Below are 26,484 nucleotides of genomic sequence, written 5' to 3' on the forward strand. Positions count from 1 at the left end.
CACGGGGCGCCTGCGACTCATGGCTGTGCATGCACATCCGGATGACGAGTCCAGCAAGGCGGCCGCGACCTTGGCCAAATACGCGGCGGCCGGACACGACGTCCTGGTCGTCACGCTGACCGGCGGCGAACGCGGTGACATCCTCAATCCGGCCATGGATCGCCCGGGCGTCCAGGAGAAGCTGCCCGAGATCCGCAAGGACGAGATGGCGGCCGCGGCCGCCGCGCTCGGGGTGGAACAGACCTGGCTGGGTTACGTCGATTCCGGGCTTCCCGAAGGAGACCCGCTGCCGCCGCTGCCCGAGGGCTGCTTCGCGCTGGTGCCCCTGGAGGAGGCGACCGAGAAGCTGGTCGAGGTGGTCCGCGACTTCAAGCCGCACGTGATGATCACGTACGACGAGAACGGCGGCTACCCGCATCCGGACCACATCAAGTGCCACGAGGTGTCCGTCGCCGCGTTCGACGCCGCCGGCGATCCCGAGGCGTTCCCCGACGCCGGCGAGCCGTGGACCCCGCTGAAGCTGTACTACACGCACGGCTTCATCCGCGACCGGATCCACCGGTTCTCCGAGGAGTTCGAGAAGTCGGGGCAAGAGAGCCCCTTCAAGGAGTGGCTCGCCAAGTGGAAGCGCGAGCAGGGCGATCTGATGGGCCGGGTCACTACGCAGGTGACGTGTGGTGAGTTCTTCCCTCAGCGTGACGATGCGCTGCGCGCGCACGCCACGCAGATCGATCCGAACGGCTTCTTCTTCGCGGTCCCGCTCGAGTGGCAGCAAAGGCTGTGGCCCACCGAGGAGTTCGAGCTGGCGCAGACCCGGGTGCAGACCGCAATCCCGGAGACCGATCTCTTCGCCGGAATCGAGGCGCCGTGAACACCGTCCTGGACCTGGCGAGCGAGGCCGTATACGTGCTCGCCGACGAGCAGACGAAGGGCCCTGAGTTCGGCAAGGCGTCGCCGGTCGGGCTGCTCGTGATCGTCGTGCTCCTGGTGGCCACCTTCCTGCTCATCCGCTCGATGAACCGCCAGTTGCGCAAGCTTCCTGACAGCTTCGACACCGCCAATCCCGAACCGGATCAGGCGTTCGACGAGGGCACCGACGTCGTCGACGATGAGTCGACGGACGGCGAGCGGCGCACACACGGTTCCGGCGAGGCCTCTGCGTCGGCGGGCGGCACCGCACCCTCCGACCACAGCGACGACCGCGGTCGGTGAGCGGCGGCATCTCGGGTCAGGCAGTGCGCCAGCCGGAAGCAGCTTGATAGCTTCTCCGTGTGGCACGGCTCGCGCGTGAGAACATCGCCCTCCTGTTGACGGGCGGAGACGCGCCGGGGGCGTTCAGTGCGGAGCTGTCGGCGTTCGCGGCGGGGCTCGCCTTGTCGGTCGACGGTGTCGGACCGGTGAAGCTGCCGATCGCCCCGCGACGTGTCGGGTCGTGTAACACGTCCCGGTGATGTGTTAGGTTTTTTGAAGATTCTTAACATGTCATGAGGATGAGTCGAGAGAGCTAACACGTGGTCTGGAGCCCCGAGGTACCCTTCGACGCCCTGCCCGCGCTGCCACCACCAGGCCTCGACCTGGAGCCCAAGCAGGTGCTGAAGGCCGCCATCGACGCCCGAACTGCTCTGGCGACCCTTGCTCAGGCCGGTCGGTTGCTACCGAACCCCAACATCCTGATCCATGCGGTTCCACTGCTCGAAGCGCAGGCGAGTTCCGAAATCGAGAACATCGTGACGACGGCCGACGAACTCTTCAGGCATGCCGACTCCGGTGGGGGAGACCACGCGACCAAGGAGGCACTGCGATACCGCAGCGCGCTCTTTGCGGGAGTTGAGTCGATCAAGAGTCGCCCGCTTACGGCAGTTACGGCCGCGCGCATCTGCTCGGCGCTCCAGGGTCGGGAGACGGACATCCGGGCGGTGCCCGGAACAAGGATCGCGAACCCCGCTACTCAGCGGATCGTCTACGCACCGCCAGAGGGCGTCGACCTCATTCGTGAGAAGCTCTCGGACTGGGAACGCTTCGTCCATGCTGACGACGATCTTGATCCGCTCGTGCGCATGGCGCTGGCCCACTACCAGTTCGAGGCCATTCACCCGTTCCACGACGGCAATGGGCGAACTGGCCGTGTCATCAACATCCTGATGCTGATTGAGGCCGGCCTGTTGGATGACCCGATCCTCTATCTCTCGCGTGCAATCATCGCCCGTAAGAACGACTACTACCGGCTCCTGCGAGCCGTGACGGCCGAGGGCGCCTGGATCGATTGGATTCTGTACGTCCTCGACGTCGTCCGAGAGTCCGCAACCTCGACGACGCGGAAGATCAGCGCCATTCGGTCCTGTCAGGAGGACATCGCGGATCGCGCGCGCGCCGCGACGACGGGCGGGCGCGACGCGCAATTTCTGGCGGTGCTGTTCGAGCAGCCGTATTGCCGCATCAACACCGTCGCCCAGCGGTGCGATGTATCGCGCCAGACTGCGTCATCGTGGCTGCACGCCTTGGTCCAGGCCGGGCTCCTCACGGACGTCAAGGCCGGTCGGGAGCTTCTCTTCGTCAACGATGACTTCCTCAATGTCCTGACGCGCCCCGAGTGACCGCCCATCCGGCAGGAGTGAAATAAGATGATCAACCGACTGGCAACGGCCACCAGCCCGTATCTCCGCCAGCATGCGGAGAATCCCGTCCACTGGCGCGAGTGGTCGGACGAGGCCTTCGCCGAGGCACGCGAACGCGACGTCCCCGTGCTGCTGTCGGTCGGCTACGCGGCCTGCCACTGGTGCCACGTGATGGCGCACGAGTCCTTCGAGGATCCCGCCCTCGCCGGGCAGATGAACGACGGCTTCGTCTGCATCAAGGTCGACCGCGAAGAGCGCCCCGACATCGACGCGATCTACATGGCCGCCACCGTCGCGATGACCGGGCAGGGCGGCTGGCCGATGACCTGCTTCCTCACCCCGGCCGGCGAACCGTTCTACTGCGGCACCTACTACCCGCCGGTGCCGCGGTCGGGGCAGCCCGGCTTCGGCCAGGTTCTCGCGGCTGTCTCCGACGCGTGGAGCCGGCGGCGCGACGAGGTGACGGCGGCGTCGCGGAGCGTCACCGAGCACCTCCGGGCCAACGCCGGACCGGTGCCGCCCGGGCCAGCGATCGACGGACGCCTCGTCGCCGCCGCCGTCGCGTCGGTGCTCGACGACGAGGACCCGCGCGCCGGCGGCTTCGGCGGCGCACCCAAGTTCCCGCCGTCGTCGATGCTGGAGGCGCTGTTGCGGGTCGCGGAGGGTTTCGACGGGGCTCAACCAGCGGATACGGCTCAACCAGCGGATACGGCTCAACCGGCGGATACGGCTCAACCGGCGGATACGGGTGCGCGCGCGGTGGTCGAGCGCGCGTGTGCGGCGATGGCCCGCGGCGGCATCTACGATCAGCTCGCCGGTGGCTTCGCCCGCTACGCCGTCGACGCGAACTGGGTGGTGCCGCACTTCGAGAAGATGCTCTACGACAACGCGCTGCTCCTGCGGGTGTACGCGCACCTCGCGCGCCTTTCGACAAGCTCAAGGGGCGAGCAGACAAGCTCAAGGGGCGAGCAGACAAGCTCAAGGGGCGAGCAGACAAGCTCAAGGGGCGAGCAGACAAGCTCAAGGGGCGAGCAGACAAGCTCAAGGGGCGGGGCCGGTCTTGCGCTGCGCGTCGTCGAGGAGACCGTCGGCTTTCTCGACGAGGCGCTCTGGACCGGGCAGGGGTACGCCTCCTCGCTCGATGCGGACACCGACGGCGTCGAGGGCCTCACCTATGTGTGGACACCCGCACAGTTGCGGCAGGTCCTCGGCGACGACGACGGCGACTGGGCCGCACCGCTTTTCGGGGTGACCGAAGCCGGGACGTTCGAGAACGGCCAGTCCACCCTGCAACTGCTGCGCGACCCCGACGACACCGCCCGCTACGAGTCGGTGCGCGCCCGCCTGCTCGCCGCGCGAGCCACGCGGCCACAGCCCGCGCGGGACGACAAGGTCGTGGTGGTGTGGAACGCGCTGACCGTCACCGCGCTCGCCGAAGCCGGTGCGACACTGGGGCATCCGGAATGGGTTGAGCGCGCCGCGGAAACTGCCGAGTCGCTCTGGGAGCGGCACCTCGTCGACGATGCGGCCAGCGGGACGGTACTGCGGCGCGCGTCACTCGGCGGCGTCGTCGGCGAGCCGGTGGGCGCCCTGGACGATCACGCAGCCTTCGTCACGGCCCTGCTCACCCTGCACCAGGTGACCGGCGAGACGTCGTGGCGGGACCGCGCGCTGACCCTCCTGGACCAGACCGTCGAGCTGTTCGCCGATGCCGGCGCCCCGGGCGCCTGGTACGACGCGACCACCGGATCGCTGATCACCCGGCCCCGCGACCCGGTCGACGGCGCCACGCCTGCGGGAGCGTCGTTGATGGCCGAAGCCCTCCTGACGGCGTCGCTGCTCGCACCGGAGCCCGACGGCGCACGGTACGCCGAGCTCTGCGACCAGACGCTGACCCGTGCCGGACTGATCCTGGAGAAGATGCCGCGCTCGGCTGGGCACTGGCTCGCCGTCGCGCTCGCGCGCCTGGCCGGACCGGTGCAGATCGCGGTCGCCGAGACCGCCGACAGCGACGGCACTCTGGCCGCCGACGTCCGACGATGCGCCCCCGGCGGGGCCGTCGTGGTGGCCGGCGCCCGGGACAGCCTGCCGCTGTTGGAGGGCCGCGGGCCGGTCGACGGCGCCGACGCCGCGTACCTGTGCCGGGGCCGCACCTGCGACCTCCCGGTCGGCAGCGCTGCTGAGCTCGTGCTAGGCTCGACGGCGTGAACACCACCGTGCGCGCGTATTGGCGCTTTATCCAGGCTCCGGGTGAGCCTGCGATGAAGCGCTGAAGCGCGCACGCCGCACGTACCCGGAGCCGAAGCAGTGACCGTCTGGTCGCTGCTTTCGTCGTTTCCGGGGCCACGCGCCGCCGTCACTCGGGAACGCCGCCGGTCCTAGTCCGCCGAAACCCCGCGAAATCCCGAAAGGCCCTCCCATGACACTCGCGTCCGAGGTCAGTCCGACTACCACCAACGACACTCGCGTCACCGAATTCACCGCCATCCCTTCGCCTGAGGCGCTGCGCAGCGAGATGCCGCTGACCGCTCGCCGGGCGGCCGCGGTGGCCCGCGACCGCGAGGAGATCGCGGCGATCCTGTCCGGTCGCGATGATCGCCTGATCGTCGTCGTGGGACCGTGCTCGGTGCACGACCCCGTCGCGGCCCTCGACTACGCTCGCCGCCTGGCCCCGCTGGCCGCCGAGTACGCCGACACGCTGAAGATCGTCATGCGCGTGTACTTCGAGAAGCCGCGCACCACGGTCGGCTGGAAGGGCCTGATCAACGATCCCGACATGGACGACTCGTTCCAGGTGGAGAAGGGGTTGCGGATCGCCCGTAGACTGCTGCTCGACGTGATCGACATCGGCCTGCCGGTGGGCTGCGAGTTCCTGGAACCGACCAGCCCGCAGTACATCGCCGACGCCGTCGCCTGGGGCGCCATCGGCGCACGCACGACGGAGTCTCAGGTGCACCGCCAGCTGGCGTCGGGCCTGTCCATGCCGATCGGCTTCAAGAACGGCACCGACGGCAACGTGCAGGTGGCGATCGACGGCGTTCAGGCCGCCGCGGGGCGGCACGCCTTCTTCGGCATCGACGACTTCGGCCGCGGCGCGGTGGTCCAGACCGCGGGCAACGAAGACTGTCATGTGATCCTGCGCGGCGGTACCGGCGGACCGAACTACGACGCCGACTCGGTCGCCGCGGCCGTCGAGCGGCTGCGCGGCAAGGGATTGGCGCCCAAGGTGATGCTCGACTGCTCGCACGCGAACTCGGGCAAGGACCACGAGCGTCAGGCCCTGGTCGCCCTGGAGGTCGCCGAGCGGATCGCCGCCGACCGCCGGGACGGCGCCGAGCCGGCGATCAGCGGCGTGATGCTGGAGAGCTTCCTGGTGCCGGGAGCGCAGTCGGTCGGTGCGCAGAACCTGGTCTACGGCCAGTCGGTGACCGACAAGTGCATGGGCTGGGAGGCCAGCGCCCAGGTGCTGGCCTCCCTCGCCCGCGCCGGCCGCTAAGTGGCGTCGGCGTCCGTGGTCGCACGGACGCGTCGCCACAGCCCGATCGCGACGTCGATCACCAAGAACGCCAGCAGCGGCCAGCCCAGCAGCGGGACGAACCAGCCCACGGCGACGGCGACCACGGCGACGGACCCGATCACCGGCCAGGGCAGGTCGGTAAGTGCACCCCGCGCGGGCGCCCGACCCGGCCGATGCGATGACCGGGGTCGACGCTGCCACCACATACGGTAGCCGAGGACGATCACGGCGATGAGGGCCACCGCCACCGCGAACAGGACGAGCTGATTGAGCAGCCCGAACAGCAGGCCCATGTGCAGCGCGATGCCCAGGCTGGCGAGCTGAGCGGCCACCGGCCAGTCGGCGAACCAGTTCACCGCGACCACCCGGTCGGCGGCGGGATCGACCACTGCGGTGTTCGGCGAGAACTGCCACGGCGCCCGGACTTCGGTCACCGTGAAGGCCGTGTCGGTGTCGGAGGGGATGGCGATCTGCACGGCGTCGGCGCGCCCGACCCCGGCCGAGCGCGCCAGGGCGAGCGCGGTGTCGGCGTAGCCGGGGTTGTCGGCCGCGATCCCGGCGGATCCGGTCGGCGCCGCGCCGCCGTGGTCGTGCCCGCCGTGGTCGTGCCCGCCGTGCGTGCCGCCGTCGTCGTCATCGCCGGTCGACGGGGTCAGTGCGGTGTCCACGGTCGGCTGCGTCCAGTTCAGGGCCGAACGCAGTTCGGAGACGTTCTCGCCGGCGAAGCGCGACCAGGTCAGGCCGGTCGCCGACAGGAACAGCAGACCGACCACGATCCACATGCCGGTGACGGCGTGCCAGTTCAGGGTGCGTGCACGCCGCGTGGCCTTGCGGTCGACGGTCATCAGGTTTCCCTGGCCGCGGCTGCGCCGCTTCTTCCGGTATTCGGCGATCCACAGCGCCACACCGGCCAGCGCGATGACCCACAGCCAGGAGGCGGCCAGCTCGCTGTACCACCGGCCCGGCTCACCGAGGTGCAGGTTGCGGTGCAGGTCGCTCAGCCAGGTGCGGACCGGCAGTGCGCCGCTGCTCCCGTAGCTCGGTAGCGAGCCCTGAACCTGCAGCGTGACCGGGTCCACGAACACGGCCAGGCTGGTGGACGCCGGGAGCGAGGGATCGTCGAACAGGACCCGGGTGGTGTCACCGGCGCCGGGTGCCGGACGGACCGCGGTCACAGTCAGGTCCGGCTGTTCGGCACGGGCGGCGGCGATCTGTGCGGCGATCGACTGGCTCGGCCCAGTCGAGTCGGTATGCAGCTGGGCGCGGTAGATCAGTTGCTCGGTGGCCGGGGCGAGGGCGTAGAGCGCGCCGCTCACGGCGGCGACGAGTAGGAACGGGGCTACCAGCACCCCGGCGTAGAAGTGCAGACGACGGAGAAGCCGGACTCCTGCTCCCGGGGCTTTCGGGCGGCGGGAGGAGGGCTCGGCGGCGGGTGTCTCCGGTGTCGGGGGATGGTCGGGGATGGTCACAGACATGGCGGTATCGCCTTTCGTCACGAAGGAATGCCCGGCCCGGCAGCGCAGATGCGCGCACAGGTCGGTGCGGAGGAGAAGCTTCAGACGAGGACTGCGGGCGGTCCGCGGGTGCCGACTGCCGCGAGGCGCAACAGCGACTCCGGCACGCGTACGACGGTCCGCGGCGCCGGAGCAGCGGCCGGCTCGGGAACCGGGCCGCTCAGCAGGAGTGAGACGACGCGCAGGGCCAGACCCGAGACGCTGCGCACGAGGGACTCGGCCGCGACCACCAGGACGAGCGCGGCCAGGGTGCCGAGGGTGTGCGTGAGCGCCATCGGCGCGGTCAGCAACTCGTGGTGATGCCCGGACAGCGCGATCATCAGCAGGTGCACGGCGATCTGGCCGCCGGCGAGCACCGGGAGCAGGCGCCAGGCCGAGGAGGGGTCGACGCGGGGGATCGTCGTGCCGCGCCGGTCGCGGGCGGCTCCGGATCCGGTGGCGACGCCGAGCCCGAGCCCGGCGAGACAGATCATCAGCAGCGCACCGCTGTCGGGAACGGCGCCGTGGCCCTGGGCGTGCGCCAGGATTCCGGTGCCCGCGGTGGTGACCCCGACCGTCGCCGAACGCAGCCGCGGGAGCGCGGTCGCGGGCACAGTCTCAGGCACGCGCTGACTGTAGCGTCAGCCGAGTACGACCAACCAGACGGCGATGTAGTGCAGCAGCGCGGCCACCGCGGTGCAGGTGTGGAACACCTCGTGGTGACCGAACGTGGCCGGCCACGGTTCGGGCCAGCGCAGGGCGAAGAAGACCCCGCCGACGCTGTACAGGACGCCGCCGGCGGCGAGCAGCACGAAGACCGCGACCCCGGTGTTCTGCAGCAGGGCCGGCGCCACCCAGACGATCACCCAGCCGAGCACGATGTACAGGATCACGCCGAGCCAGCGCGGCGAGCCGGGCCAGATCAGCTTCAGAGCCACCCCGCCGATCGCGCCCACCCACACGATGCCGAGCACCCACCAGCGTTCGGGGGAGTCCAGGCCCATCATGCAGAACGGTGTGTAGGAGGCGGCGATGAAGACGAAGATCATCGAGTGATCGGCGCGTTTCATCGCGATGCGATGTCGCGGGTTGGTCCAGTTCACGCGGTGGTAGACGGTGCTGGTGGTGAACAGACCGGTGATGCCGAGGACGTAGACGCACACCGAGGCGACGTCGACTCCGCTGCGGTGCCTGGCGGTGCCGACGATCAGGATGATCCCCACCGCCGCGGCGATGAACGCCGAGTACTTGTGGATGACGCCGCGCAGCCGGGGCCTGCCGTCGACGGCGTCGCGCGCGAGGGTGTCGGTCATGAAACCTACGGTACCGTAAGTTTCGCGTCGGTAACTTATCGCAGGCGTAATATCTGCCGTGTGAAAATCATCCCAGAGCGCGTACGAGGTGGCCTGTACCGCGTGTACGAGACTCGGCTGATCCAGCTGATGGACACCGAGCGCGTCCCGCGGCACGTCGCGATCATCTGCGACGGGAACCGGCGCTGGGCACGGGAGGCCGGCTTCGAGGACGTCGCGCACGGTCATCGAGTGGGTGCCAAGCGCATCGCCGACATGGTCGGCTGGTGCTCGGAGCTCGGGATCGGGACCGTCACCGTGTACCTGCTCTCGACCGAGAACCTGGCACGGGCCTCCGACGAACTCGACGCGCTGATGGAGATCGTCCCCGATATCGTCGACGAGATCGCCGACGCCCCTGGCGACTGGCGGGTGCGGATCGTCGGCAATCTCGATGTGCTCCCCGACGGCGTCGCCGGGCGGCTCCGCCTGGCCTCGGAGCGGACCGAAGGGCGCGGCGGCATGAACGTCAACGTCGCCGTCGGCTACGGCGGCAGGCAGGAGATCGTCGACGCCGTGCAGAAGCTGCTGCGCGACAAGCTCGCCGAGGGCGCATCCGCCGAAGAACTGATCGACGCGGTGACCGTCGCGGGGATCGACGCGAACCTGTACACCAGCGGCCAGCCGGATCCGGACCTGGTGATCCGCACGTCGGGGGAGCAGCGGCTGTCGGGCTTCCTGCTGTGGCAGAGCGCCTACTCGGAGATGTGGTTCACCGACGCCTACTGGCCGGAGTTCCGGCGTGTGGACTTCTTGCGCGCCTTGCGTGACTTCGCCGCGCGCGGACGCCGGTACGGCAAGTAGGGCAGGACGACGATGGCTCCCACTCCCGCGATCGCGGCGCTCGAAGCCGCGGGCGTCGAGCACGTGGTGCACCAGTACAAGCACGACCGGAAGAACTCGGACTTCGGCGCCGAAGCGGTCGCCGTGATGGTCGAGCGGTTGGGCGTCGCCCCGGCGCAGATCTTCAAAACGCTCGTGGTGGACCTCTCGGCAGGCTCGCGGGATCGTGCGGGTCGCCTGGGCGTCGCGGTACTTCCCGTGCCGCAACAACTTTCGCTCAAGGCCGTCGCGAAGGCGTTCGGCGTTCCGAAGGCGGTGATGGCTCAGCCCGCCGCCGTCACCCGCGCAACCGGTTACGTGCTCGGCGGTGTCTCGCCGGTCGGCGCCAAGACGGCGCTGCCCACCGTCGTCGACTCCTCGGCGCTGGAATGGGACCGCGTGCTGGCCAGTGCCGGGAAGCGCGGGCTGGAGATCGAGCTCGCTCCGGCGGATCTGGTCGCCGTCACCGGGGCCGCCGTGACCGGGATCGTCGCCGGCTGACCGGCTCCGGCCTCGTCGTTCGTCAGTCCTCGTCGGGCAGCGCGGCCTCGGCCCGGGCGGCCTTCCTCTTGGCGTACCACCAGCCGAAGACGATGGCCCCGACGCCGCCGATGATCCCGCCGACGATGCCGCCGCGCAGGGACCCGCTGTCGTCGGGCGCCCACTGCGCGGTGACCGCCACGGCCATCGAGATCGCACAGGCGCCGAAGTAGAGTCCGGTCACCGAGGTTCGCCAAAGGGAGCGGCCGGTGTAGGCCAGCGAGTAGGCGTCCACGTCTCGGGCACTGTTGAAGCGCTGCCACTCCAGTGAAGGCAGCAGAAAGGCGAGGAACAAGACGGCGGTGACCCAGCCGGGAATGAACCAGGCGACGATCGCTCCGACGGTCCACAGCAGGAACTGGGTGAGGATGAACACGTAGGCGTAGCCGGTGAGCATCACCGAGCGCTCGCGCTCGTCGCCCCACGACTCGGCGGATTCGGCGAGGAGCAGGTTCGGCAGGGTTCGGGCGGTCATCTTCTCAGTCCTCCTCTGGGAGCGGAAACAGTTCCTCGACGGTGCTGTCCAGTGCCCGGGCGATGCGGATGGCGAGATAGACCGACGGCGAGTAGTCGCCGCGCTCCAGCGAGACGATCGTCTGCCGACTCACTCCCACGGCCGCGGCCAGGTCGGCCTGCCGCAGTCCCGCGCGGGTGCGGGCGGCGCGGACCTCGGACGTCGTTTCGGGCACCCCAGAAGTAAAGCGTCCTTGACACCGCCGTGTCAAGGGTTCTTGACTCGGGTCTCGACTTCGCTCGACCGGCGAGGGGCTTCGCTCGACCGGCAAGGGGCTCCGCTCGACCGGCGAGGGGCTCCGCTCAGAGCTTGCGGAGGCGGACCCGGTTGATCGAATGGTCGCGGTCCTTGCGTAGCACCAGCGTCGCACGCGGCCGCGTCGGCAGAATGTTCTCGATCAGGTTCGGGCGGTTGATCGATGTCCAGATGTCTCGCGCGGCGATGGTCGCCTGCTCGTCGGTGAGCGAGGAGTAGTAGTGGAAGTGCGACTGCGGATCGGCGAACGACGTGGTCCGCATCTGCAGGAACCGCGAGATGTACCACTCCTCGATGTCGTACAGATTCGCGTCGACGTAGATCGAGAAGTCGAACAGGTCCGACACCGTCAGCGCCGGGCCGGTCTGCAGGACGTTCAGGCCTTCGATGATCAGGATGTCCGGCTGGTTCACGACGTGGAACTCGCCCGGCACGATGTCGTAGGAGACGTGCGAATACACCGGGGCCTTGACCGATTCGGCGCCGGACTTGACCTCGGTGACGAAGCGGAGCAGCCCCCGGCGGTCGTACGACTCGGGGAAACCCTTGCGGTGCATGATCCCGCGGCGCTGCAGTTCGGCCGTCGGATAGAGGAAGCCGTCGGTGGTGACCAGATCGACTTTGGGGTGGGTCTCCCAGCGGGACAACAGTTTCGCCAGCACGCGCGCGGTGGTCGACTTGCCTACAGCCACGCTGCCGGCGATACCGATCACGAAGGGAACTTGCCGGTTGCGCTGCCGCTCGCCGAGGAACGTCGACGTCGCGGCGAACAAGCGCTGGCGCGCCTCCACCTGCAGGTGGATGAGTCGGGACAGCGGCAGGTAGACCTCGGCGACCTCGTTCAGGTCGATCTGTTCACCGAGTCCGACGAGCTGCTCGAGCTCGTCCTCGTTGAGCACCATCGGCATCGACTGCCGGAGTTCGCGCCACTGTCGCCGGCCCAATTCGAGGTACAGACCGGGGTCGCGATCGCTGGATAGGCGCGCCATGTCCGGCACACTACAGGCCCGGCCGACGGGCGGTAGCGTGGGCCGCGTGAGTTCTGACACCGCTGCCGGGCTGGTCGAGGAGTATCTGCGCCTGGGCCTGCTCTTCGACCGGATCGAGCCCGGGTTCGTCGACGCCTACACCGGGGACCCGGCGCTGCGCAGCGAAGCCGAGAACGCGCCGTCCCCGGATCCGGGGGAACTGGCGCGACGGTCGCGCGACCTCGCAGCGCGCCTGCCGGGCGGACTGCCGGCCGAGCGCGCCGAGTTCGTGGGTGCGCACCTGCGGGCGCTGGAGTGTTCGGCCCGCAAGTTCGCGGGCGAGCCGATCGGCTTCGTCGACGAGGTCGCGGCGTATTTCGACGTCGACATCGCCAAGGCCGACGAGGACCGCTACGCGCAGGCGCACGCCGAGATCGCTGCGGCGCTGGGAGTTCCGGGTGCGACCGGCGAGCGGCTGCGGGACGCGTACGCGGCGCATCGTCGTGCCGAGGAGATACCGGCGCGGCTGGTCCGGCCTCTGGTCGACGAGTTCAGCGGAGCGCTCCGCGAAGTGGTCCGCGACCGGTTCGGGTTGCCGGAGGCCGAGACGATCGAGTTCGAGATCGTCTCCGACAAGCCGTGGTCGGGTTTCAACTACTACCTGGGTGACTACCGCTCCCGGGTGGCGATCAACACCGACCTGCCCCAGTACCTCTCCGCGCTGCCTGCGCTGGTCGCTCACGAGGCATACCCGGGTCACCACACCGAGCACTGCCGCAAGGAGCAGCTCCTGGTCGGCGGCGGTCAGACCGAGCAGACCATCTTCCTGGTCAACACGCCGCAGTGCCTGATGGCCGAGGGCCTGGCCGACCACGCACTGGCGGCGGCGACGGGGCGGGACTGGCAGTCGTGGGCCGCCGAGATCTACGCCGACTTCGGACTGCGGTTCGACGCCGAAAAGTCCCGCGCCGTGGCGGAGGGAACGGCCGGACTGCTCCACGTGCGGCAGGACGCCGCGCTCGCGCTGCACGACGAGCACCGCGACCCCGACGACGTGGCGGCCTTCCTCCAGCGATGGCTGCTCGCGCCGCCCGAACGCGCCCGTCAGATGCTGCGCTTCCTCACCTCGCCCTTGTGGCGGGCGTACATCTCCACCTACGTCGAGGGCTACGAACTGCTCGACCGCTGGCTCGACGGCGCCGGCGACGAGGTGGCCGGGACGCGACTGGGTCGCTTCGCGCGGCTGCTCGACGAGCCGCTGACCCCGGCCCGGCTGCGGGCGGGCCGTGCGACGGGCCCGGACCGCGACGGCCTAGTATGACGCCATGACCCTGTTTTCGCAGTCTCTGGCCGAATTGGACCCCGACCTCGCTGCAGCGATGAACGGTGAGCTGGCGCGACAGCGCGACACGCTCGAGATGATCGCCTCGGAGAACTTCGTGCCGCGCGCGGTGCTCCAGGCCCAGGGCAGCGTCCTGACCAACAAGTACGCCGAGGGCTACCCCGGCCGGCGCTACTACGGCGGCTGCGAGTACGTCGACGTCGTCGAGGACATCGCGCGGGACCGTGCGAAGGAACTGTTCGGCGCCGAGTTCGCCAACGTGCAGCCGCATGCGGGCGCGCAGGCGAACGCGGCCGTCCTGATGGCGTTGATGGAGCCGGGGGAGACTCTGCTCGGGCTCGACCTGGCGCACGGCGGCCACCTGACACACGGCATGCGCCTGAATTTCTCGGGCAAGCTGTACGACAACCAGTTCTACGGCGTCTCCAAAGAAGACTTCCGGATCGACATGGACGAGGTCCGCAAGATCGCGCAGGACACCAAGCCCAAGGTGATCGTCGCCGGTTGGTCGGCCTATCCGCGCACGCTGGACTTCGCGGCGTTCCGGGAGATCGCCGACGAGGTGGGCGCCAAGCTGTGGGTCGACATGGCTCACTTCGCCGGGCTCGTGGCCGCGGGTCTGCACCCGAATCCGGTGCCCTTCGCCGACGTGGTCTCGACCACCGTGCACAAGACGCTCGGCGGGCCGCGCTCGGGTCTGATCCTGGCTAAGCAGGAGTACGCCAAGAAGCTGAACTCCGCGGTGTTCCCCGGTCAGCAGGGCGGTCCGTTGATGCACGTCATCGCCGCCAAGGCCGCCGCACTGAAGATCGCCGCGAGCGAAGAGTTCGCCGAGCGGCAGCGCCGTACCGTGGCCGGCGCGCAGATCCTGGCCGAGCGGCTGACGCGCGACGACGTCGCCGGCGCCGGGATCACCGTGCTCACCGGCGGCACCGACGTCCACCTGGTCCTGGTGGACCTGCGCGACTCCGAGCTCGACGGTCAGCAGGCCGAGGACCTGCTGCACGAGGTGGGCATCACCGTCAACCGCAACGCCGTGCCGTTCGATCCGCGGCCCCCGATGGTCACCTCGGGCCTGCGCATCGGCACCCCGGCCCTGGCGACCCGCGGATTCGGCGACGAACAGTTCACCGAGGTGGCCGACGTGATCGCCACCGCCCTTGTCGGCGGCAAGGATGCGGACGTCGCCGCACTGCGCGGCCGGGTGTCCCGGCTGGCGCTGGACGTCCCGCTCTATGAGGGACTTGAGTCCTGGGGAATGATGAGCGGGCGCTGACATCGACTAGGCTGTCACCCGTGGCTGTTTTGGACGAAGACGAACTGATCACCGCACTCGAGAAGTCGCTCTCCACTCTCGCGGAGGAGCACGCCGAGGCGGCCGAAGACTGGATGCCGCACGCGTGGGTGCCCTGGAGCAAGGGGCGCAACTTCCGGTTCCTCGGCGGTGAGGACTGGGATCCGAGCGAGGCCGGCCTCAACGAGACGGCCAACGCCGCTCTTCTCGCTCTGCTGCTGACCAAGGACAACCTCCCGTCCCAGCACCGCATCCTGGCCCTGCACTTTCCGGCCTTCTCCGATTGGCGGCAGCTGATCGGCGTCTGGACCGCGGAGGACAACCGCCACGCGATCGTCCTGCGCGACTACTTGGTGGTGACCCGCTGCCAGGACCCGGTCGAGGCGGAGAACCGCCGCCGGATCCACGTCGTCAAGGGCTGGAAGCAGAGCCCCGAGGAGTCCGACGCCGTCGGGCCGATGGACGCGCTGGCCTTGCTGGCCGTGCACGAGAACCAGTGTGTGCAGTTCATCGGCCGGCTCAAGGAGTACGCCGAGGACCCGGTCCTGATCCAGATCCTCGACAAGATCCAGACCGACGACGCGGTGCAGGCGTCGACCTTCCAGGCGTTCCTGATGGCCGGCATGGTCGCCGACCAGGAGGCCACCGTCCTGGCCGTGGACAAGGCGCTGCGGGAGATCGAGCACATCGGCTCGGACGTCGACGACTACGACGAGCAGCGCGAGTACTTCTCCGACTTCGAGGACGTCTCGACCGATGCGGCCATCGCCGCGAAGCTCGCCGACGAGCTGAAGCTGGAGAGCGTTCAGGAACTCAGCGATGAGGCCGAGGCGGCGCGCCAGCGCATCCTGAAGCTCGCCAAGGGCGAGGTCTGAGTCGGCGTCACGTAACGCAACGTTCACCGACACGCGGCCCGGAGGTCTGACCTCCGGGCCGCCGTCGCGCGTAGCGTCAGCATCGACGGGCCGTGGGGAAGCGGTTCGTCCCGGGAGGTTCGATTCGTGGACAACGTGGGAGTCACGAGAGGGCCGGCCCCGGTCCTCGTCCGGTTCGGATAGACCGAACAGGACGGCGATCCGGCCGGCCAACAGTACTCACCTCGCGCGGGGCCGCGCGAGAACCGGGAGTCAGCCGTGACCGCACGCACCTACGTCCTCGACACCTCCGTTCTGCTCTCCGATCCGTGGGCTGTGACCCGCTTCGCCGAGCACCACGTGGTTCTTCCGCTGGTCGTCATCAGCGAGCTCGAGGGCAAACGCCACCACAGTGAGCTGGGCTGGTTCGCCAGAACCGCCCTGCGCCTGCTCGACGATCTCCGGATCGAGCACGAGCGGCTGGACCTCCCGCTGCCGATCGGCCCTGACGGCGGGACGCTGCAGGTGGAGCTCAACCACACCGACCCGGCGGTGCTGCCCGCCGGCTTCCGGAACGATTCCAACGATTCGCGGATCCTGGCGTGCGCGCTGAATCTGCGAGCGGAGGGCAAAGACGTCACCCTGGTCTCCAAGGACACCCCGTTGCGCGTCAAGGCCGGTGCCGTCGGGCTGGCCGCCGACGAGTACCACGCGCAGGACGTCGTCGTATCCGGCTGGACCGGCATGGACGAGCTGGACGTGCCCGGCGGAGTGATCGACGACCTGTTCGCCGAGGGCATCGTCGACGTCGACGAGGCGCGCGACCTGCCGTGTCACACCGGGGTCCGGCTGCTCGGCACGGACGCCAGCGCCAGTGCACTGGGCCGGGTCACCGAGACCAAACAGGTGCAGCTGGTCCGCGGCGACCGGGAGGCGTTCGGTGTGCGGGGACGCTCCGCGGAGCAGCGGGTCGCTCTGGACCTGTTGCTCGACCCGTCCGTGGGGATCGTGTCGCTCGGCGGCAAGGCGGGCACCGGCAAGTCCGCGCTGGCCCTGTGCGCGGGCCTGGAGGCGGTGCTCGAGCGCCGGGAACAACGCAAAGTGGTGGTGTTCCGACCGCTGTATGCGGTCGGCGGTCAGCAGCTCGGCTACCTGCCCGGCGGCGCCGACGAGAAGATGGGGCCGTGGGCTCAGGCGGTGTTCGACACGCTCGAGGGGCTGGTCTCGACCGAGGTGATCGACGAGGTGCTCTCCCGCGGCATGCTCGAGGTGCTGCCGCTCACCCACATTCGCGGCCGCTCGCTGCACGATTCCTTCGTGATCGTCGACGAGGCGCAGTCGCTGGAGCGCAACGTGCTGCTGACCGTGCTCTCGCGGCTGGGCTCGGGTTCGCGCGTGGTCCTCACGCACGACGTCGCCCAGCGCGACAACCTCCGAGTGGGTCGGCACGACGGCGTCGCCGCGGTGATCGAGAAGCTCAAGGGGCACCCGTTGTTCGCGCACGTGACGCTGACCCGTAGCGAGCGCTCGCAGATCGCGGCGCTGGTGACCGACATGCTGGAGGAGTTCGCCCCCGGGCAGGGGTGATTTCGACTCCTTCGTCGCTCAATCATCGAGGAGAGGGGGATTTCGACTCGCTGCGCTCGCTCAATCGTCGGTCGGCTTCGCTCGCTCAATCATCGGGGCGGTCCGACTTCGACTCCTTCGTCGGGGCGGTCCGAATTCGATGATTGAGCGAGCGAAGCGAGTCGAAATCGGGTGGCGCGCCTCTCTACGCGGGCGGTCCGGCGAGGCGCAGGATTGAGACCGCCCAGTCTGATTCTGGGCTCCACGGGCGGACGTCCCAGGTGCCGAGCCGTAGATCCAGGCGGAGGCCGGCGTCGGCGACCGCGGCGTCGAAGGCATCCAGGCTCAGGTGACGGTTGGTGTGGAAGCCCACCACCAGGGGTGCGTCGTCCGCGAGGTGCGCGGCGAGCCGGCGTAGCACCTGCACCTCGGTATCGGGGGCGATGAACACCATGACGTTGCCCGCGCAGACGATCGCGTCGAACTTCCCGTCGACACCCCGGGCGGGAAGATCGAGTTCGGCCAGATCGCCGACCAGCCAGGTGGGACCCGGATGGTCGGCTTCGGCCGCGGCGATCAGCTTGGGGTCGACGTCCACGCCGATCACGTCGTGTCCGGCCGCGTAGAGATGGGCGCCGAGCCGTCCCGGCCCGCAGCCGGCGTCGAGGATTCGGGAGTGTCGCGGCACCATGGCGTCGATCAGCCGCGCCTCGCCGCCGAGGTCGTCGCCGTCGGAGGCCATCTTCCGGAATCGGTCGATGTACCACTCGCTGTGGCCGGGCTTGGTGTCGGTGATCCAGCGGGGAGGAGTCGTCGCCATACCCCCAGCGTAGTGCCCGCGGTGAGCGTGCCCGCGTTGATTGCAGTCCGGTGACGATGGTCTCTCCGAGTGGCACGCCGGTGATTCTCTTGGCACCATGAAGTGGTGCTGAAGTTACTGAAGAGCCGCATGTGGCAATTGGGACTGCTGGTGTTGGCCGTGGTCGTGGCCTTCGCCTCCGGTGCCGGTGCCGCCGCCGCCAACCCCACGACTCCGGCGCCCAGCCCGGCGCCGTCGACCACCGACGTGCAGTCGATGCTGGAGAATCTTCTGCGCGCGCTGCCCCTCCCGGGTGGCCCGAACCCCGGCAACCCGGTCGCCGACACCGGTCAGATGATCGTCGTCTCGGTGCCGGAGGCGTCGTCGACCACCGGCACGCTCACCGCGTTCGAGAAGGACGCGAACGGCCAGTGGAAGCCCGTCATCGGGCCGACCAAGGCCATCGTCGGCGAGAAGGGCGTCGGGGAGCCGCAGGACAACGTCCCGCGCACCCCGCAGGGCACCTTCCCGCTCGATCAGGCCTTCGGACGCCAGGACAATCCGGGCACCAAGATGCCGTACAAGAAGGTCGACGCCCAGGACTGGTGGGACTCCAACATGCAGTCGCCGACGTACAACCGAATGGTCCGTCAGCCGAACAGCCCCGGCGGTGACAGCGAGAACCTGTACAACACCGGCCCGATGTACGACTACGCCGTCAACATGGCGCACAACCCGTCGAACACGCCGGGCAAGGCCTCGGCGATGTTCTTGCATGTGACCGACGGCAATCCGACACTCGGCTGCGTCGCGATCGAGCGCGAGAAGATGGTCGAGATCCTCAAGTGGCTCGACCCGGCCAAGAACCCGAAGATCAGCATCGGCGTGAACAAGTCGACGCCGGCCGACGTCGGGGACGCGCCGTCGTTGACCGGGCCGCAGGGTGACCCGCTGTCCGGCGACGCACTGACCGGGATTCTCGACCAGTTCGCCCCGTTGATCCCGCAGCTTCTGGAGTCGGTGACCGGCTCGTAGAGTCGCCGGCCGTTTCCCCGCCCGGGGCCGTGTGCAGCTGTTCTGCGCGCGGCCCCGGTGCGCATCTCGGGGCGGCCTACGCCGACCGGACCTGGGTGAATCCGGCGGCGTGTGCCGCGGGGAAGCCGTCGATCGGGCCGGTCCCCATCGACACTACTGCCCGGGCCTGGTCGACGACCGGCGTCTCCGGGTCGAGGACCTCGAGGTAGACCTTGTGCTGGCAGAGTGACGTCACCGCTTGGTCGACGAAGCCGTCGACGTCGACGGCGTGCGTGGATCCCGGGCCGTTGACGAACAGCGCGCGCGGCGGGTCGGTCAGCGCGTCGTAGGCGTCCACGACGGCGGCGGCGAACTCCATGTGATCGCGCTGGTTCGGGAATCCGGGTCCCCACTCGGGCCCGCCGTAGGTCGCTACGACCAGGTCCGGGGCGAGCCGTTCGACGGTCTCGGCGACCTTCGCGCGCAACTCCGGCGTGTTGAACACCTCGCTGTCCGGGAAGCCCCAGAACTCGACATGGTCGACGCCGACGACTGCTGCCGAGGCGCGTTGCTCCTCCTCGCGCAGCGGACCCGCCTTCTCCGGCGGCATTCCCTCTATGCCCGCCTCGCCCGAGGTGGCCAGGGCGTACGAGACGTTCTTGCCCTCGGAGGTCCACCGCGCCACCGCGGCGGCCATGCCGTACTCGGGGTCGTCGGGGTGTGCGACGAGGATCAGGGCACTGGACCAGTCGGTCGGGAACTCGGCGACGCTCATGGTCCCGACGGTACTCGGCGCGCGGTCAGGCGACGAGGGAGTCGGGCGTCAAAGTCACCGGGAACGGCTCGGTGACCGAGAACTGCTCGGCTCCGGTCGCGTGTGCCGTCTCGATGTACTCGCCGTCGTGCAGAGCCCACGCGGTGATCGACGGCTCGTCGGGATCGACCACCCAGTACTGCGGGCAGCCGGCGCGAGCCAGGCGGTCCTTCTTCACGGCGAGGTCGATGGCGCGCGTGGACGGAGAGAGGATCTCGATGGCGAGCAGCGGTGGGCCGGGAAGATTGCGGTCGGTGAGATCGGCCTTGCGCGCGACGACGAGGTCCGGCTGAATCACGGTGTGATCGTCCAGTACGACGTCGAACGGTGCCGGGAGCACCTCTGCACCCTCAGGGCACTCGGGTAACAGCGCCACCGTCAATCGGGCCACGGCTCGCTGGTGCTTGGTGACGGGAGCGGGGCTCACGATGAGGACCCCGTCGACGAGTTCATAGCGATGCCCGTCGTCGGGCATCGTCTCCAGGTCGGCATACGTCAGCGGACGTCCGTACGGCAGTCCGTGCGCCTGGGTGGTCATGGCTGTCATCGTAGTGTTTCGGCCCGTCGCTGAGCGCCTACCGCTCGCGGTCGAGGTTGGCCATCTTCAGGACGTCGAGGCGGCGATCCAACTCCTCCTCGGTGAGGGCGTCTCCGATCAGGCCGCGGTCGAGCACGGTCTGCCGGATGGTCTTGCCTTCCTTGAGCGCTTGCTTGGCGACGGCCGCGGCCTCCTCGTAGCCGATCGCGCTGTTGAGCGGGGTGACGATCGACGGACTCGACTCGGCCAGCGTGCGCAGCCGCTCTTCGTTGGCGACCAGGCCGCTGATGCAGCGGTCGGCGAACAGGCGGGAGACGTTGGCCAGCAGGGAGATCGACTCCAGGACGTTGCGCGCCATCATCGGGATGTAGACGTTGAGCTCGAAAGCGCCGTTGCCGCCGCCCCAGGTGACGGCGGCGTCGTTCCCGATCACCTGCGCGGCGACCTGAGTCACGGCTTCGGGGAGCACCGGATTGACCTTGCCCGGCATGATCGAGCTGCCCGGCTGCAGATCAGGGAGCAGGATCTCGCCGAGGCCGGTCAGCGGTCCCGAGCCCATCCAGCGGACGTCGTTGGCGATCTTGGTCAGCGACACGGCGACCGTCTTCAGTTGGCCGGACAGTTCGACGAGCCCGTCGCGCGCGGCCTGCGCCTCGAAGTTGTCCTGCGCAAGCTGGAGGGCGTCGACGCCGGTGAGGCGCTGCAGCTCCGCGACCACTTTGGTGCCGAAGCCAGCGGGTGCGTTCAGGCCGGTGCCGACCGCGGTGCCGCCGATCGGCAGTTCGCCGACGCGGAGCAGCGTCGAGGTCACGCGCTCGATCCCGGCCTCCACTTGCCGGGCGTACCCGCCGAACTCCTGGCCGAGGGTCACCGGGACCGCGTCCATCAGGTGGGTACGGCCGCTCTTGACCACGGTGCGCCACTGGTCGGACTTCACGCCGAGCTCGTCGGCGAGGTGCTGCAGCGCGGGCGTCAGATCCTTGACCACGGCTTCGGTCGCGGCCACGTGCGTCGCGGTCGGGAAGGTGTCGTTCGACGACTGCGACATGTTCACGTCGTCGTTCGGATGCACCTCGATGCCACTGCGCTTGGCGATCGACGCGATCACCTCGTTCGCGTTCATGTTGGAGCTGGTGCCCGAGCCGGTCTGGAACACGTCGATCGGGAACTGGTCGTCGTGCTCGCCGTCGGCGATCTCCATCGCGGCGGAGACGATCGCGTCGGCCTTGGCGGCATCGAGCAGGCCGAGCTCTTTGTTCACCGTGGCGCACGCCGCCTTGAGCAGTCCCATCGCGCGGATCTGGGTGCGCTCGAGCGGTCGGAACGAGATCGGGAAGTTCTCCACCGCGCGTTGCGTCTGCGCCCGCCACAACGCGTCGGCGGGGACCTTCACCTCACCCATGGTGTCGTGCTCGATGCGGTACCGGGTCTCCTCGGACTGGGTCATCAGACTGCTCCTCGACGGTGGCGATTAGGTTTGCCTAACCCTAACGTGCCGGTCCGGGTCGGGGTTGTGATGCTTCCGACATCGTGCGCGCTCGGAGGAGCCGGTGCAGCACGACGCCGACGACCAGTGCCCAGAATGCGGCGCCGACCCCTGCGAGGGTGGTGCCGGAGGCGGCGACGACGAGCGTGACCGCGGCCGGGATCCGGGCCGGCTCGTCGGCCATCGCTCCCGCGCACGCTCCGGCGAAGGCGCTCAGCAGTGCCACGCCCGCCACTGCCTGGACCACGCCGGGCGGGGCCGCGAGCAGAGCGGCGCACAGCCCGGTGGAGACGAGCCCGAGTCCGAGGTACACCGCTCCGGTGGTGAAGCCCGCTACCCATCGCCGCTGTGGATTCGGGTCGGCGTCGGGGCCCGCGGCCAGCGCGGCGCTGATGGCGGCGAGGTTGATCGCGTGCCCGCCGAAGAGGTTGCCGAACAGGGAGCCGAATCCGCTCACGGTCAGGGCGGCGCGCCACGGCACCTGATAGCCGAAGCCGGCCATCACCGCGACGCCGGGAACGTTCTGCGCCGCCATCGTGACGATGTAGAGGGGAAGGGCGATGCCGGTCAGCGCCTGCAGCGTCAGCGTCGGGACGGTCGGCTCCAGGTGCGGAATCCACGCCGATGCGGCTGGGACGTCGTGGTTCCGGGCGAGCGTCACCGCGATCACGACGACCGCGGCACCGAACGCTCCCGGCACCGCCCACCGGGGCCGGGTGAGCAGGAGGACGAGCCACACCGCCAGCACCGGCGCGATCGCCGCGGGATCCTCCGCGAGCGCGGTGACCGGCGCGATACACAGCGGTAGCAGCACGCCGGCCAGCATGGCCTGGGCGACGCCGTGCGGGATGCGGGTCACCAGGCGCGCGAGAGCCGGCCACAGGCCGGTGGTGACCAGCAGGACCGCGGTGACCATGAACGCGCCGACGGCGGCGGGCCAGCCGCCGGCCACCGTCCCGGTGGTGATGAGCAGCGCCGCGCCCGGGGTGGACCAGGCGAACGTCACCGGTATGCGCAAGCGCCACGACAGTAGCATCGACGCGGCACCCATCGCGACGCTCACGGCGACCAATCCCGACGCGGCCTGTCCCGGACTCGCGCCGACCGCGCGAAGACCGGCGAGGACCACCGCGAACGACGACGTGAAACCCACCAGTGCGCACACGACACCGGCGCTCACAGGCACTGAGATCGGGGTCCGATTCATCTCCACCTCCGGATTCGTTCTGTTTGCGGAACGTTCTGTTCTCGGAACGTATCATCGAGGGATGGATGTGGCAGAGGTGGGGCGTCGCCTGCGGGAGATCCGCCTCGGACGTGGACTGAGTCTCTCGGAGCTGGCCCGTCGAGCGGGGGTGGGGAAGGGGTCGCTCTCCGAGATCGAGGCGGGCGGTCGGAATCCGACCGTCGAGACCTTGTACGCGCTGTGTGAACCCCTCGACGTGCCGCTGACCGCGCTGGTCGGCGAGACCTCGGGAGTGCACCCGGCGGCGGACGGTGGGATGCGCACGGTGCTGCTGTCGGTGCGGCACCTGCCGCACAGCACCGTCGAGGTGTTCCGGCTGGAGTTCCCGGCCGGCGCCGATCACGTGTCGCCGTCACACGGTTCCGGCGTGACCGAGCATCTGACTGTCGTGCTCGGACAGGTGCTCGCGGGACCGGTCGGGGCGGAGAGCCGAGTCGGTGAGGGGCAGACGCATACCTGGGTCAGCGACCGGCGTCACCGATTCGCCGCACCCGACGGACCGGCGGAGGCGGTGGTCGTGATCGTCACCCCGCGCTGACGCGCCGCGCTCGTCAGTGGTGCCCGCCCGTGCGTGTCGAGTAGTCGGCGGGGTCGGTGCTCGTTCCTGGAGGCACGACGAGGAACTGGCCCATCATGCCCTCGTCCTCGTGGCGGAGCAGGTGGCAGTGGTACATGTACGGGACCGCGGTGTCGGTGTGGTGGGAGAAGCGCATGATCAGCCGGACCGTCTGGTTCCGCGGCACCCAGACCGTGTCCTTCCAGCCGCGCTGGTGCGGCGGGGGTGCGCGACCGTCGACGTCGAGAATCTGGAACTGGACGTCGTGGATGTGGAAGTTGTGCGCCGCATCCCCACTGTTGGTCACCGACCAGATCTCGGTGTCGGTGGGCGCGCTGCGGAGCCGGACTCGCTCGCCGGGCCGGAAAGTCACGACGATCTCCGCGCGCTCGCCCGGTGACAACGGCAGCGACCGGACCGGAACCGGTGTGGGCAGCAGACCGCCGTCGGTGCCGATGACGGCGAACTCGCGGTCGTCGTCGAACACGAAGGTGTACGGACGGGTGTTGGAGCCGTTGACCAGTCGCAAGCGCACCGTGCGCGTGGTGACGTCGAAGTACGGACCGGGTGTGCCGTTGACCAGCACGGTGTCGCCGACGATGCCCTCGGACTGGAACAGCGACACCGACGTGTCGAGTGTGCCGTCGTCGTGGAACTTGCGGTCCTGCACGATTATCGGGAGGTCGTCGACGCCGTAGCGGCGCGGGAGGTCGAGCCGGGATTCGGCCTCGTCGTCGATGACGAACATCCCGGCCAGCCCGCGGTAGACGTGACGGGCGGTCGCGCCGTGCGGGTGCGGGTGGTACCAGAGGCTGGCCGCGGGCTGATCGACGGTCCACTGAGGCGTCCACGTGGCGCCCGGCTCGATCATCTGATGCGGACCGCCGTCCATCCGCGCGGGCAGGCGCATACCGTGCCAGTGAAGGGTGCTCGCCTCGCCGAGGCGATTGGTGACGTTGATCCGGACCCGCTCGCCGCGTGCCGCTCGCAGTGTGGGAGCGAGGTGCGGGCGTGACGGCTGGTCATCTCTCGACCATGCGGGCCGTCGCGTCAGTCGATCAACGGCTTCCCCCGCATTTCAGGGTGGGTTTCAGGGTTCGCACCCACACCCTCGACCGCGACGTCGCTCGCTTCCCGGGGCTGACCCGGCGCGTTCCGGAGGTGTGATCAGCGCTCCTTGGAGCGGATCCGCACCCCGCTGACCGGGACGCTCACCGCGCCGGAGGGGTCGGTGAAGAAGTCGTTGCCCTTGTCGTCGACGACGATGAATGCGGGGAAGTCCTCCACCTCGATCTTCCAGACCGCCTCCATACCGAGCTCGGGGTACTCGATGACTTCCTGGCTCTTGATGCAGTCGAGTGCGAGCCGGGCCGCGGGGCCCCCGATGGAGCCGAGGTAGAACCCGCCGTGCGTGTCGCAGGCCTGGGTGACCTGCTTGGAGCGGTTGCCCTTGGCGAGCATCACCATCGAGCCGCCGGCGGCCTGGAACTGCTCGACGTAGCTGTCCATCCGGCCGGCCGTCGTCGGGCCGAACGAGCCGGACGCCATGCCCTCGGGGGTCTTGGCCGGGCCCGCGTAGTAGACGGGGTGGTTCTTCAGATAATCGGGCATCGGCTCACCCGCCTCCAGCCGCTCGGCGATCTTCGCGTGTGCGATGTCGCGGGCGACGACGAGCGGACCGGTGAGCGACAGGCGCGTCTTGACCGGGTACTTGGTGAGCTCGGCGAGGATCTCGTCCATCGGGCGGTTGAGATCGATCTGGACCACCTCGCCGCCCTCGATGTCCTCGGCTACCCCGGCGTCCGGCATGTACTGGGCGGGATCGGTTTCGAGCTGTTCGAGGAAGACGCCGTCGGCGGTGATCTTGCCCAGTGCCTGACGGTCGGCCGAGCACGACACCGCGATGGCCACCGGGCACGACGCTCCGTGGCGCGGCAGACGGATCACCCGGACGTCGTGGCAGAAGTACTTGCCGCCGAACTGCGCGCCGATGCCGAACGACTGGGTGAGCTTGAAGACCTCGTCCTCCAACACGGTGTCCCGGAAGCCGTGGCCGGCCATGCTGCCCTCGGTCGGCAGGTTGTCCAGGTAGTGCGCAGAGGCGTACTTGGCGGTCTTGAGCGCGAACTCCGCGGAGGTACCGCCGATCACCACCGCCAAGTGATAGGGAGGACAGGCCGCGGTGCCGAGGGAGCGGATCTTCTCGTCCAGGAAGGAGAGGATCTTCTTGGGGTTCAGGATCGCCTTGGTCTCCTGGAACAGGAACGACTTGTTGGCGCTGCCGCCGCCCTTGGCCATGAACAGGAACTTGTACTCCGGACCCTTCGGGCCCTGTTCGGTCGCGTAGATCTCCACCTGCGCGGGCAGGTTGGTCCCGGTGTTCTTCTCGTCGTACATCGTCAGCGGCGCCAGCTGCGAATAGCGGAGGTTCAGCTTGGTGTACGCGTCGTAGACGCCGCGCGAGATGTGCTCGGCGTCGTCGGCGCCGGTCAGCACGCCCTCGGCCTTCTTGCCCATCACGATCGCGGTGCCGGTGTCCTGGCACATGGGCAGGACGCCGCCGGCCGAGATGTTCACGTTCTTGAGCAGATCCAGCGCGACGAACCGGTCGTTGCCGGAGGCTTCCGGGTCGTCGATGATCTTGCGCAGCTGGCGCAGGTGCCCCCGGCGCAGGTAGTGACTGATGTCGTGAATCGCCTCGGCGGTCAGCTTCTGCAGGGCCTCCGGATCCACCTTCAGGAAGGTCCGGCCGTCCATCTCGAAGGTCGAGACGCCCTCCGTCGTGATCAGGCGATACGGGGTGTCGTCGTGATCCGCGGGCAGCAGGTCGGAGTAGAGGAATTCGGGGGCTGGGGCTGATTCACTCACAAGGGCAGATGATACGGCGTACCCGTTCTGA

Annotated in this window: 26 protein-coding genes; 13 read left to right on the forward strand and 13 right to left on the reverse strand. The window is 69.1% G+C overall.

Translation table 11 applies throughout. From position 1 onward, the window contains the following. Nucleotides 1–19: 19 nt before the first annotated feature. The 5 genes from mca (at nt 20) to C6V83_RS06130 (ending at nt 6,111) form a co-directional block, all read left to right on the forward strand. Nucleotides 20–871 carry a mycothiol conjugate amidase Mca gene (gene mca / locus C6V83_RS06100; protein WP_105941643.1) on the forward strand — a complete coding sequence of 284 codons (852 nt, stop codon included), beginning with the start codon at nt 20–22 and terminating at the stop codon, nt 869–871. Continuing rightward, the gene (locus C6V83_RS06105; RefSeq protein ID WP_199832594.1) at nt 868–1,212 is read left to right on the forward strand and encodes a hypothetical protein; all 345 of its coding nucleotides are present in this window, start codon (nt 868–870) and stop codon (nt 1,210–1,212) included. The genes mca and C6V83_RS06105 overlap by 4 nt, the downstream gene beginning before the upstream one ends. Before the next feature lie 299 nt (nt 1,213–1,511). Continuing rightward, nucleotides 1,512–2,594: a Fic family protein gene (locus tag C6V83_RS06115; RefSeq protein WP_105941645.1), complete on the forward strand. Its 1,083-nt coding sequence runs from the start codon at nt 1,512–1,514 to the stop codon at nt 2,592–2,594. A 27-nt stretch (nt 2,595–2,621) separates the two neighbouring features. Continuing rightward, nucleotides 2,622–4,823, forward strand: a complete 2,202-nt coding sequence (locus C6V83_RS18685) for a thioredoxin domain-containing protein (RefSeq protein WP_234353891.1) — start codon at nt 2,622–2,624, stop codon at nt 4,821–4,823. Between the two features lie 211 nt (nt 4,824–5,034). After that, nucleotides 5,035–6,111 (forward strand): 3-deoxy-7-phosphoheptulonate synthase, encoded by a 1,077-nt coding sequence (locus C6V83_RS06130; protein WP_199832595.1) that lies wholly within the window; start codon nt 5,035–5,037, stop codon nt 6,109–6,111. On the opposite strand, the gene C6V83_RS06135 is transcribed toward C6V83_RS06130, so the two are convergent. The 3 genes from C6V83_RS06135 to trhA form a co-directional block, all read right to left on the reverse strand. After that, nucleotides 6,108–7,607: a PepSY-associated TM helix domain-containing protein gene (locus C6V83_RS06135; protein WP_105941647.1), complete on the reverse strand. Its 1,500-nt coding sequence runs from the start codon at nt 7,605–7,607 to the stop codon at nt 6,108–6,110. The two genes, C6V83_RS06130 and C6V83_RS06135, sit on opposite strands and share 4 nt — an antisense overlap. 80 nt (nt 7,608–7,687) lie before the next feature. Next, nucleotides 7,688–8,251, reverse strand: a complete 564-nt coding sequence (locus C6V83_RS06140; RefSeq protein WP_105941648.1) for a hypothetical protein — start codon at nt 8,249–8,251, stop codon at nt 7,688–7,690. 15 nt (nt 8,252–8,266) lie between these two features. Then, complete coding sequence (trhA, locus tag C6V83_RS06145) at nt 8,267–8,938, reverse strand: PAQR family membrane homeostasis protein TrhA (RefSeq protein ID WP_105941649.1); 672 nt, start codon at nt 8,936–8,938, stop codon at nt 8,267–8,269. A gap of 60 nt (nt 8,939–8,998) precedes the next feature. On the opposite strand from trhA, the gene C6V83_RS06150 reads away from it, so the two are divergent. Together C6V83_RS06150 and C6V83_RS06155 are read left to right on the forward strand one after the other, a co-directional pair. Beyond that, nucleotides 8,999–9,781 (forward strand): isoprenyl transferase, encoded by a 783-nt coding sequence (locus tag C6V83_RS06150; protein ID WP_105941650.1) that lies wholly within the window; start codon nt 8,999–9,001, stop codon nt 9,779–9,781. 12 nt (nt 9,782–9,793) lie between these two features. After that, nucleotides 9,794–10,300, forward strand: a complete 507-nt coding sequence (locus C6V83_RS06155) for an aminoacyl-tRNA deacylase (protein ID WP_105941651.1) — start codon at nt 9,794–9,796, stop codon at nt 10,298–10,300. A gap of 22 nt (nt 10,301–10,322) precedes the next feature. Here the strand turns inward: C6V83_RS06155 and C6V83_RS06160 are convergent, their stop codons facing one another. The 3 genes from C6V83_RS06160 to coaA all read right to left on the reverse strand — a co-directional run bounded on the left by C6V83_RS06160 (nt 10,323) and on the right by coaA (nt 12,097). Continuing rightward, entirely contained in the window at nt 10,323–10,814 is a 492-nt protein-coding gene (locus tag C6V83_RS06160; protein ID WP_105941652.1) for a hypothetical protein, read from the reverse strand. 4 nt (nt 10,815–10,818) lie between these two features. Further along, entirely contained in the window at nt 10,819–11,028 is a 210-nt protein-coding gene (locus C6V83_RS06165) for a helix-turn-helix transcriptional regulator (RefSeq protein ID WP_105941653.1), read from the reverse strand. Nucleotides 11,029–11,155: 127 nt separating this feature from the next. Beyond that, nucleotides 11,156–12,097 (reverse strand): type I pantothenate kinase, encoded by a 942-nt coding sequence (coaA, locus tag C6V83_RS06170; protein WP_105941654.1) that lies wholly within the window; start codon nt 12,095–12,097, stop codon nt 11,156–11,158. A 46-nt stretch (nt 12,098–12,143) separates the two neighbouring features. Here coaA and C6V83_RS06175 point away from each other — a divergent pair, with 46 nt between their 5' ends. From C6V83_RS06175 to C6V83_RS06190, 4 genes are all read left to right on the forward strand, one after another. Then, the gene (locus tag C6V83_RS06175; RefSeq protein WP_105943759.1) at nt 12,144–13,397 is read left to right on the forward strand and encodes a DUF885 domain-containing protein; all 1,254 of its coding nucleotides are present in this window, start codon (nt 12,144–12,146) and stop codon (nt 13,395–13,397) included. Nucleotides 13,398–13,401: 4 nt separating this feature from the next. Then, the gene (gene glyA / locus C6V83_RS06180; protein WP_105941655.1) at nt 13,402–14,694 is read left to right on the forward strand and encodes a serine hydroxymethyltransferase; all 1,293 of its coding nucleotides are present in this window, start codon (nt 13,402–13,404) and stop codon (nt 14,692–14,694) included. Between the two features lie 20 nt (nt 14,695–14,714). Next, entirely contained in the window at nt 14,715–15,587 is an 873-nt protein-coding gene (locus C6V83_RS06185; protein ID WP_105941656.1) for an acyl-ACP desaturase, read from the forward strand. Nucleotides 15,588–15,845: 258 nt separating this feature from the next. Next, a complete protein-coding gene (locus C6V83_RS06190; RefSeq protein WP_105941657.1) occupies nt 15,846–17,153 on the forward strand; it encodes a PhoH family protein in 1,308 nt (435 codons plus the stop codon). Between the two features lie 184 nt (nt 17,154–17,337). On the opposite strand, the gene C6V83_RS06195 is transcribed toward C6V83_RS06190, so the two are convergent. Then, nucleotides 17,338–17,952 (reverse strand): class I SAM-dependent methyltransferase, encoded by a 615-nt coding sequence (locus C6V83_RS06195; RefSeq protein ID WP_105941658.1) that lies wholly within the window; start codon nt 17,950–17,952, stop codon nt 17,338–17,340. A 129-nt stretch (nt 17,953–18,081) separates the two neighbouring features. Between C6V83_RS06195 and C6V83_RS06200 the strand changes: the two genes are divergently transcribed. Beyond that, the gene (locus C6V83_RS06200) at nt 18,082–18,966 is read left to right on the forward strand and encodes a L,D-transpeptidase family protein (RefSeq protein ID WP_105943760.1); all 885 of its coding nucleotides are present in this window, start codon (nt 18,082–18,084) and stop codon (nt 18,964–18,966) included. Between the two features lie 76 nt (nt 18,967–19,042). Here the strand turns inward: C6V83_RS06200 and C6V83_RS06205 are convergent, their stop codons facing one another. Genes C6V83_RS06205 through C6V83_RS06220 form a run of 4 tightly spaced genes read right to left on the reverse strand, consistent with a single transcriptional unit; the run spans nt 19,043 to nt 22,990 of the window. After that, nucleotides 19,043–19,720 carry a PIG-L deacetylase family protein gene (locus C6V83_RS06205; protein WP_105941659.1) on the reverse strand — a complete coding sequence of 226 codons (678 nt, stop codon included), beginning with the start codon at nt 19,718–19,720 and terminating at the stop codon, nt 19,043–19,045. 25 nt (nt 19,721–19,745) lie between these two features. Further along, nucleotides 19,746–20,306, reverse strand: a complete 561-nt coding sequence (locus C6V83_RS06210) for a Uma2 family endonuclease (RefSeq protein WP_105941660.1) — start codon at nt 20,304–20,306, stop codon at nt 19,746–19,748. 28 nt (nt 20,307–20,334) lie between these two features. Beyond that, entirely contained in the window at nt 20,335–21,744 is a 1,410-nt protein-coding gene (locus tag C6V83_RS06215; protein ID WP_105941661.1) for a class II fumarate hydratase, read from the reverse strand. 40 nt (nt 21,745–21,784) lie between these two features. Then, nucleotides 21,785–22,990, reverse strand: a complete 1,206-nt coding sequence (locus C6V83_RS06220; RefSeq protein WP_105943761.1) for a benzoate/H(+) symporter BenE family transporter — start codon at nt 22,988–22,990, stop codon at nt 21,785–21,787. Between the two features lie 61 nt (nt 22,991–23,051). On the opposite strand from C6V83_RS06220, the gene C6V83_RS06225 reads away from it, so the two are divergent. Continuing rightward, entirely contained in the window at nt 23,052–23,567 is a 516-nt protein-coding gene (locus tag C6V83_RS06225) for a helix-turn-helix domain-containing protein (protein ID WP_105941662.1), read from the forward strand. Between the two features lie 13 nt (nt 23,568–23,580). Here C6V83_RS06225 and C6V83_RS06230 read toward each other — a convergent pair whose 3' ends face one another. Both C6V83_RS06230 and C6V83_RS06235 read right to left on the reverse strand, forming a co-directional pair. Then, nucleotides 23,581–24,639, reverse strand: coding sequence for a multicopper oxidase family protein (locus C6V83_RS06230; RefSeq protein WP_105941663.1), 1,059 nt, complete (start codon nt 24,637–24,639; stop codon nt 23,581–23,583). Between the two features lie 113 nt (nt 24,640–24,752). Continuing rightward, nucleotides 24,753–26,453 carry a fumarate hydratase gene (locus tag C6V83_RS06235; protein ID WP_105941664.1) on the reverse strand — a complete coding sequence of 567 codons (1,701 nt, stop codon included), beginning with the start codon at nt 26,451–26,453 and terminating at the stop codon, nt 24,753–24,755. Between the last annotated feature and the right edge of the window lie 31 nt (nt 26,454–26,484).

Source organism: Gordonia iterans, from assembly GCF_002993285.1.
GTDB classification, from domain to species: domain Bacteria; phylum Actinomycetota; class Actinomycetes; order Mycobacteriales; family Mycobacteriaceae; genus Gordonia; species Gordonia iterans.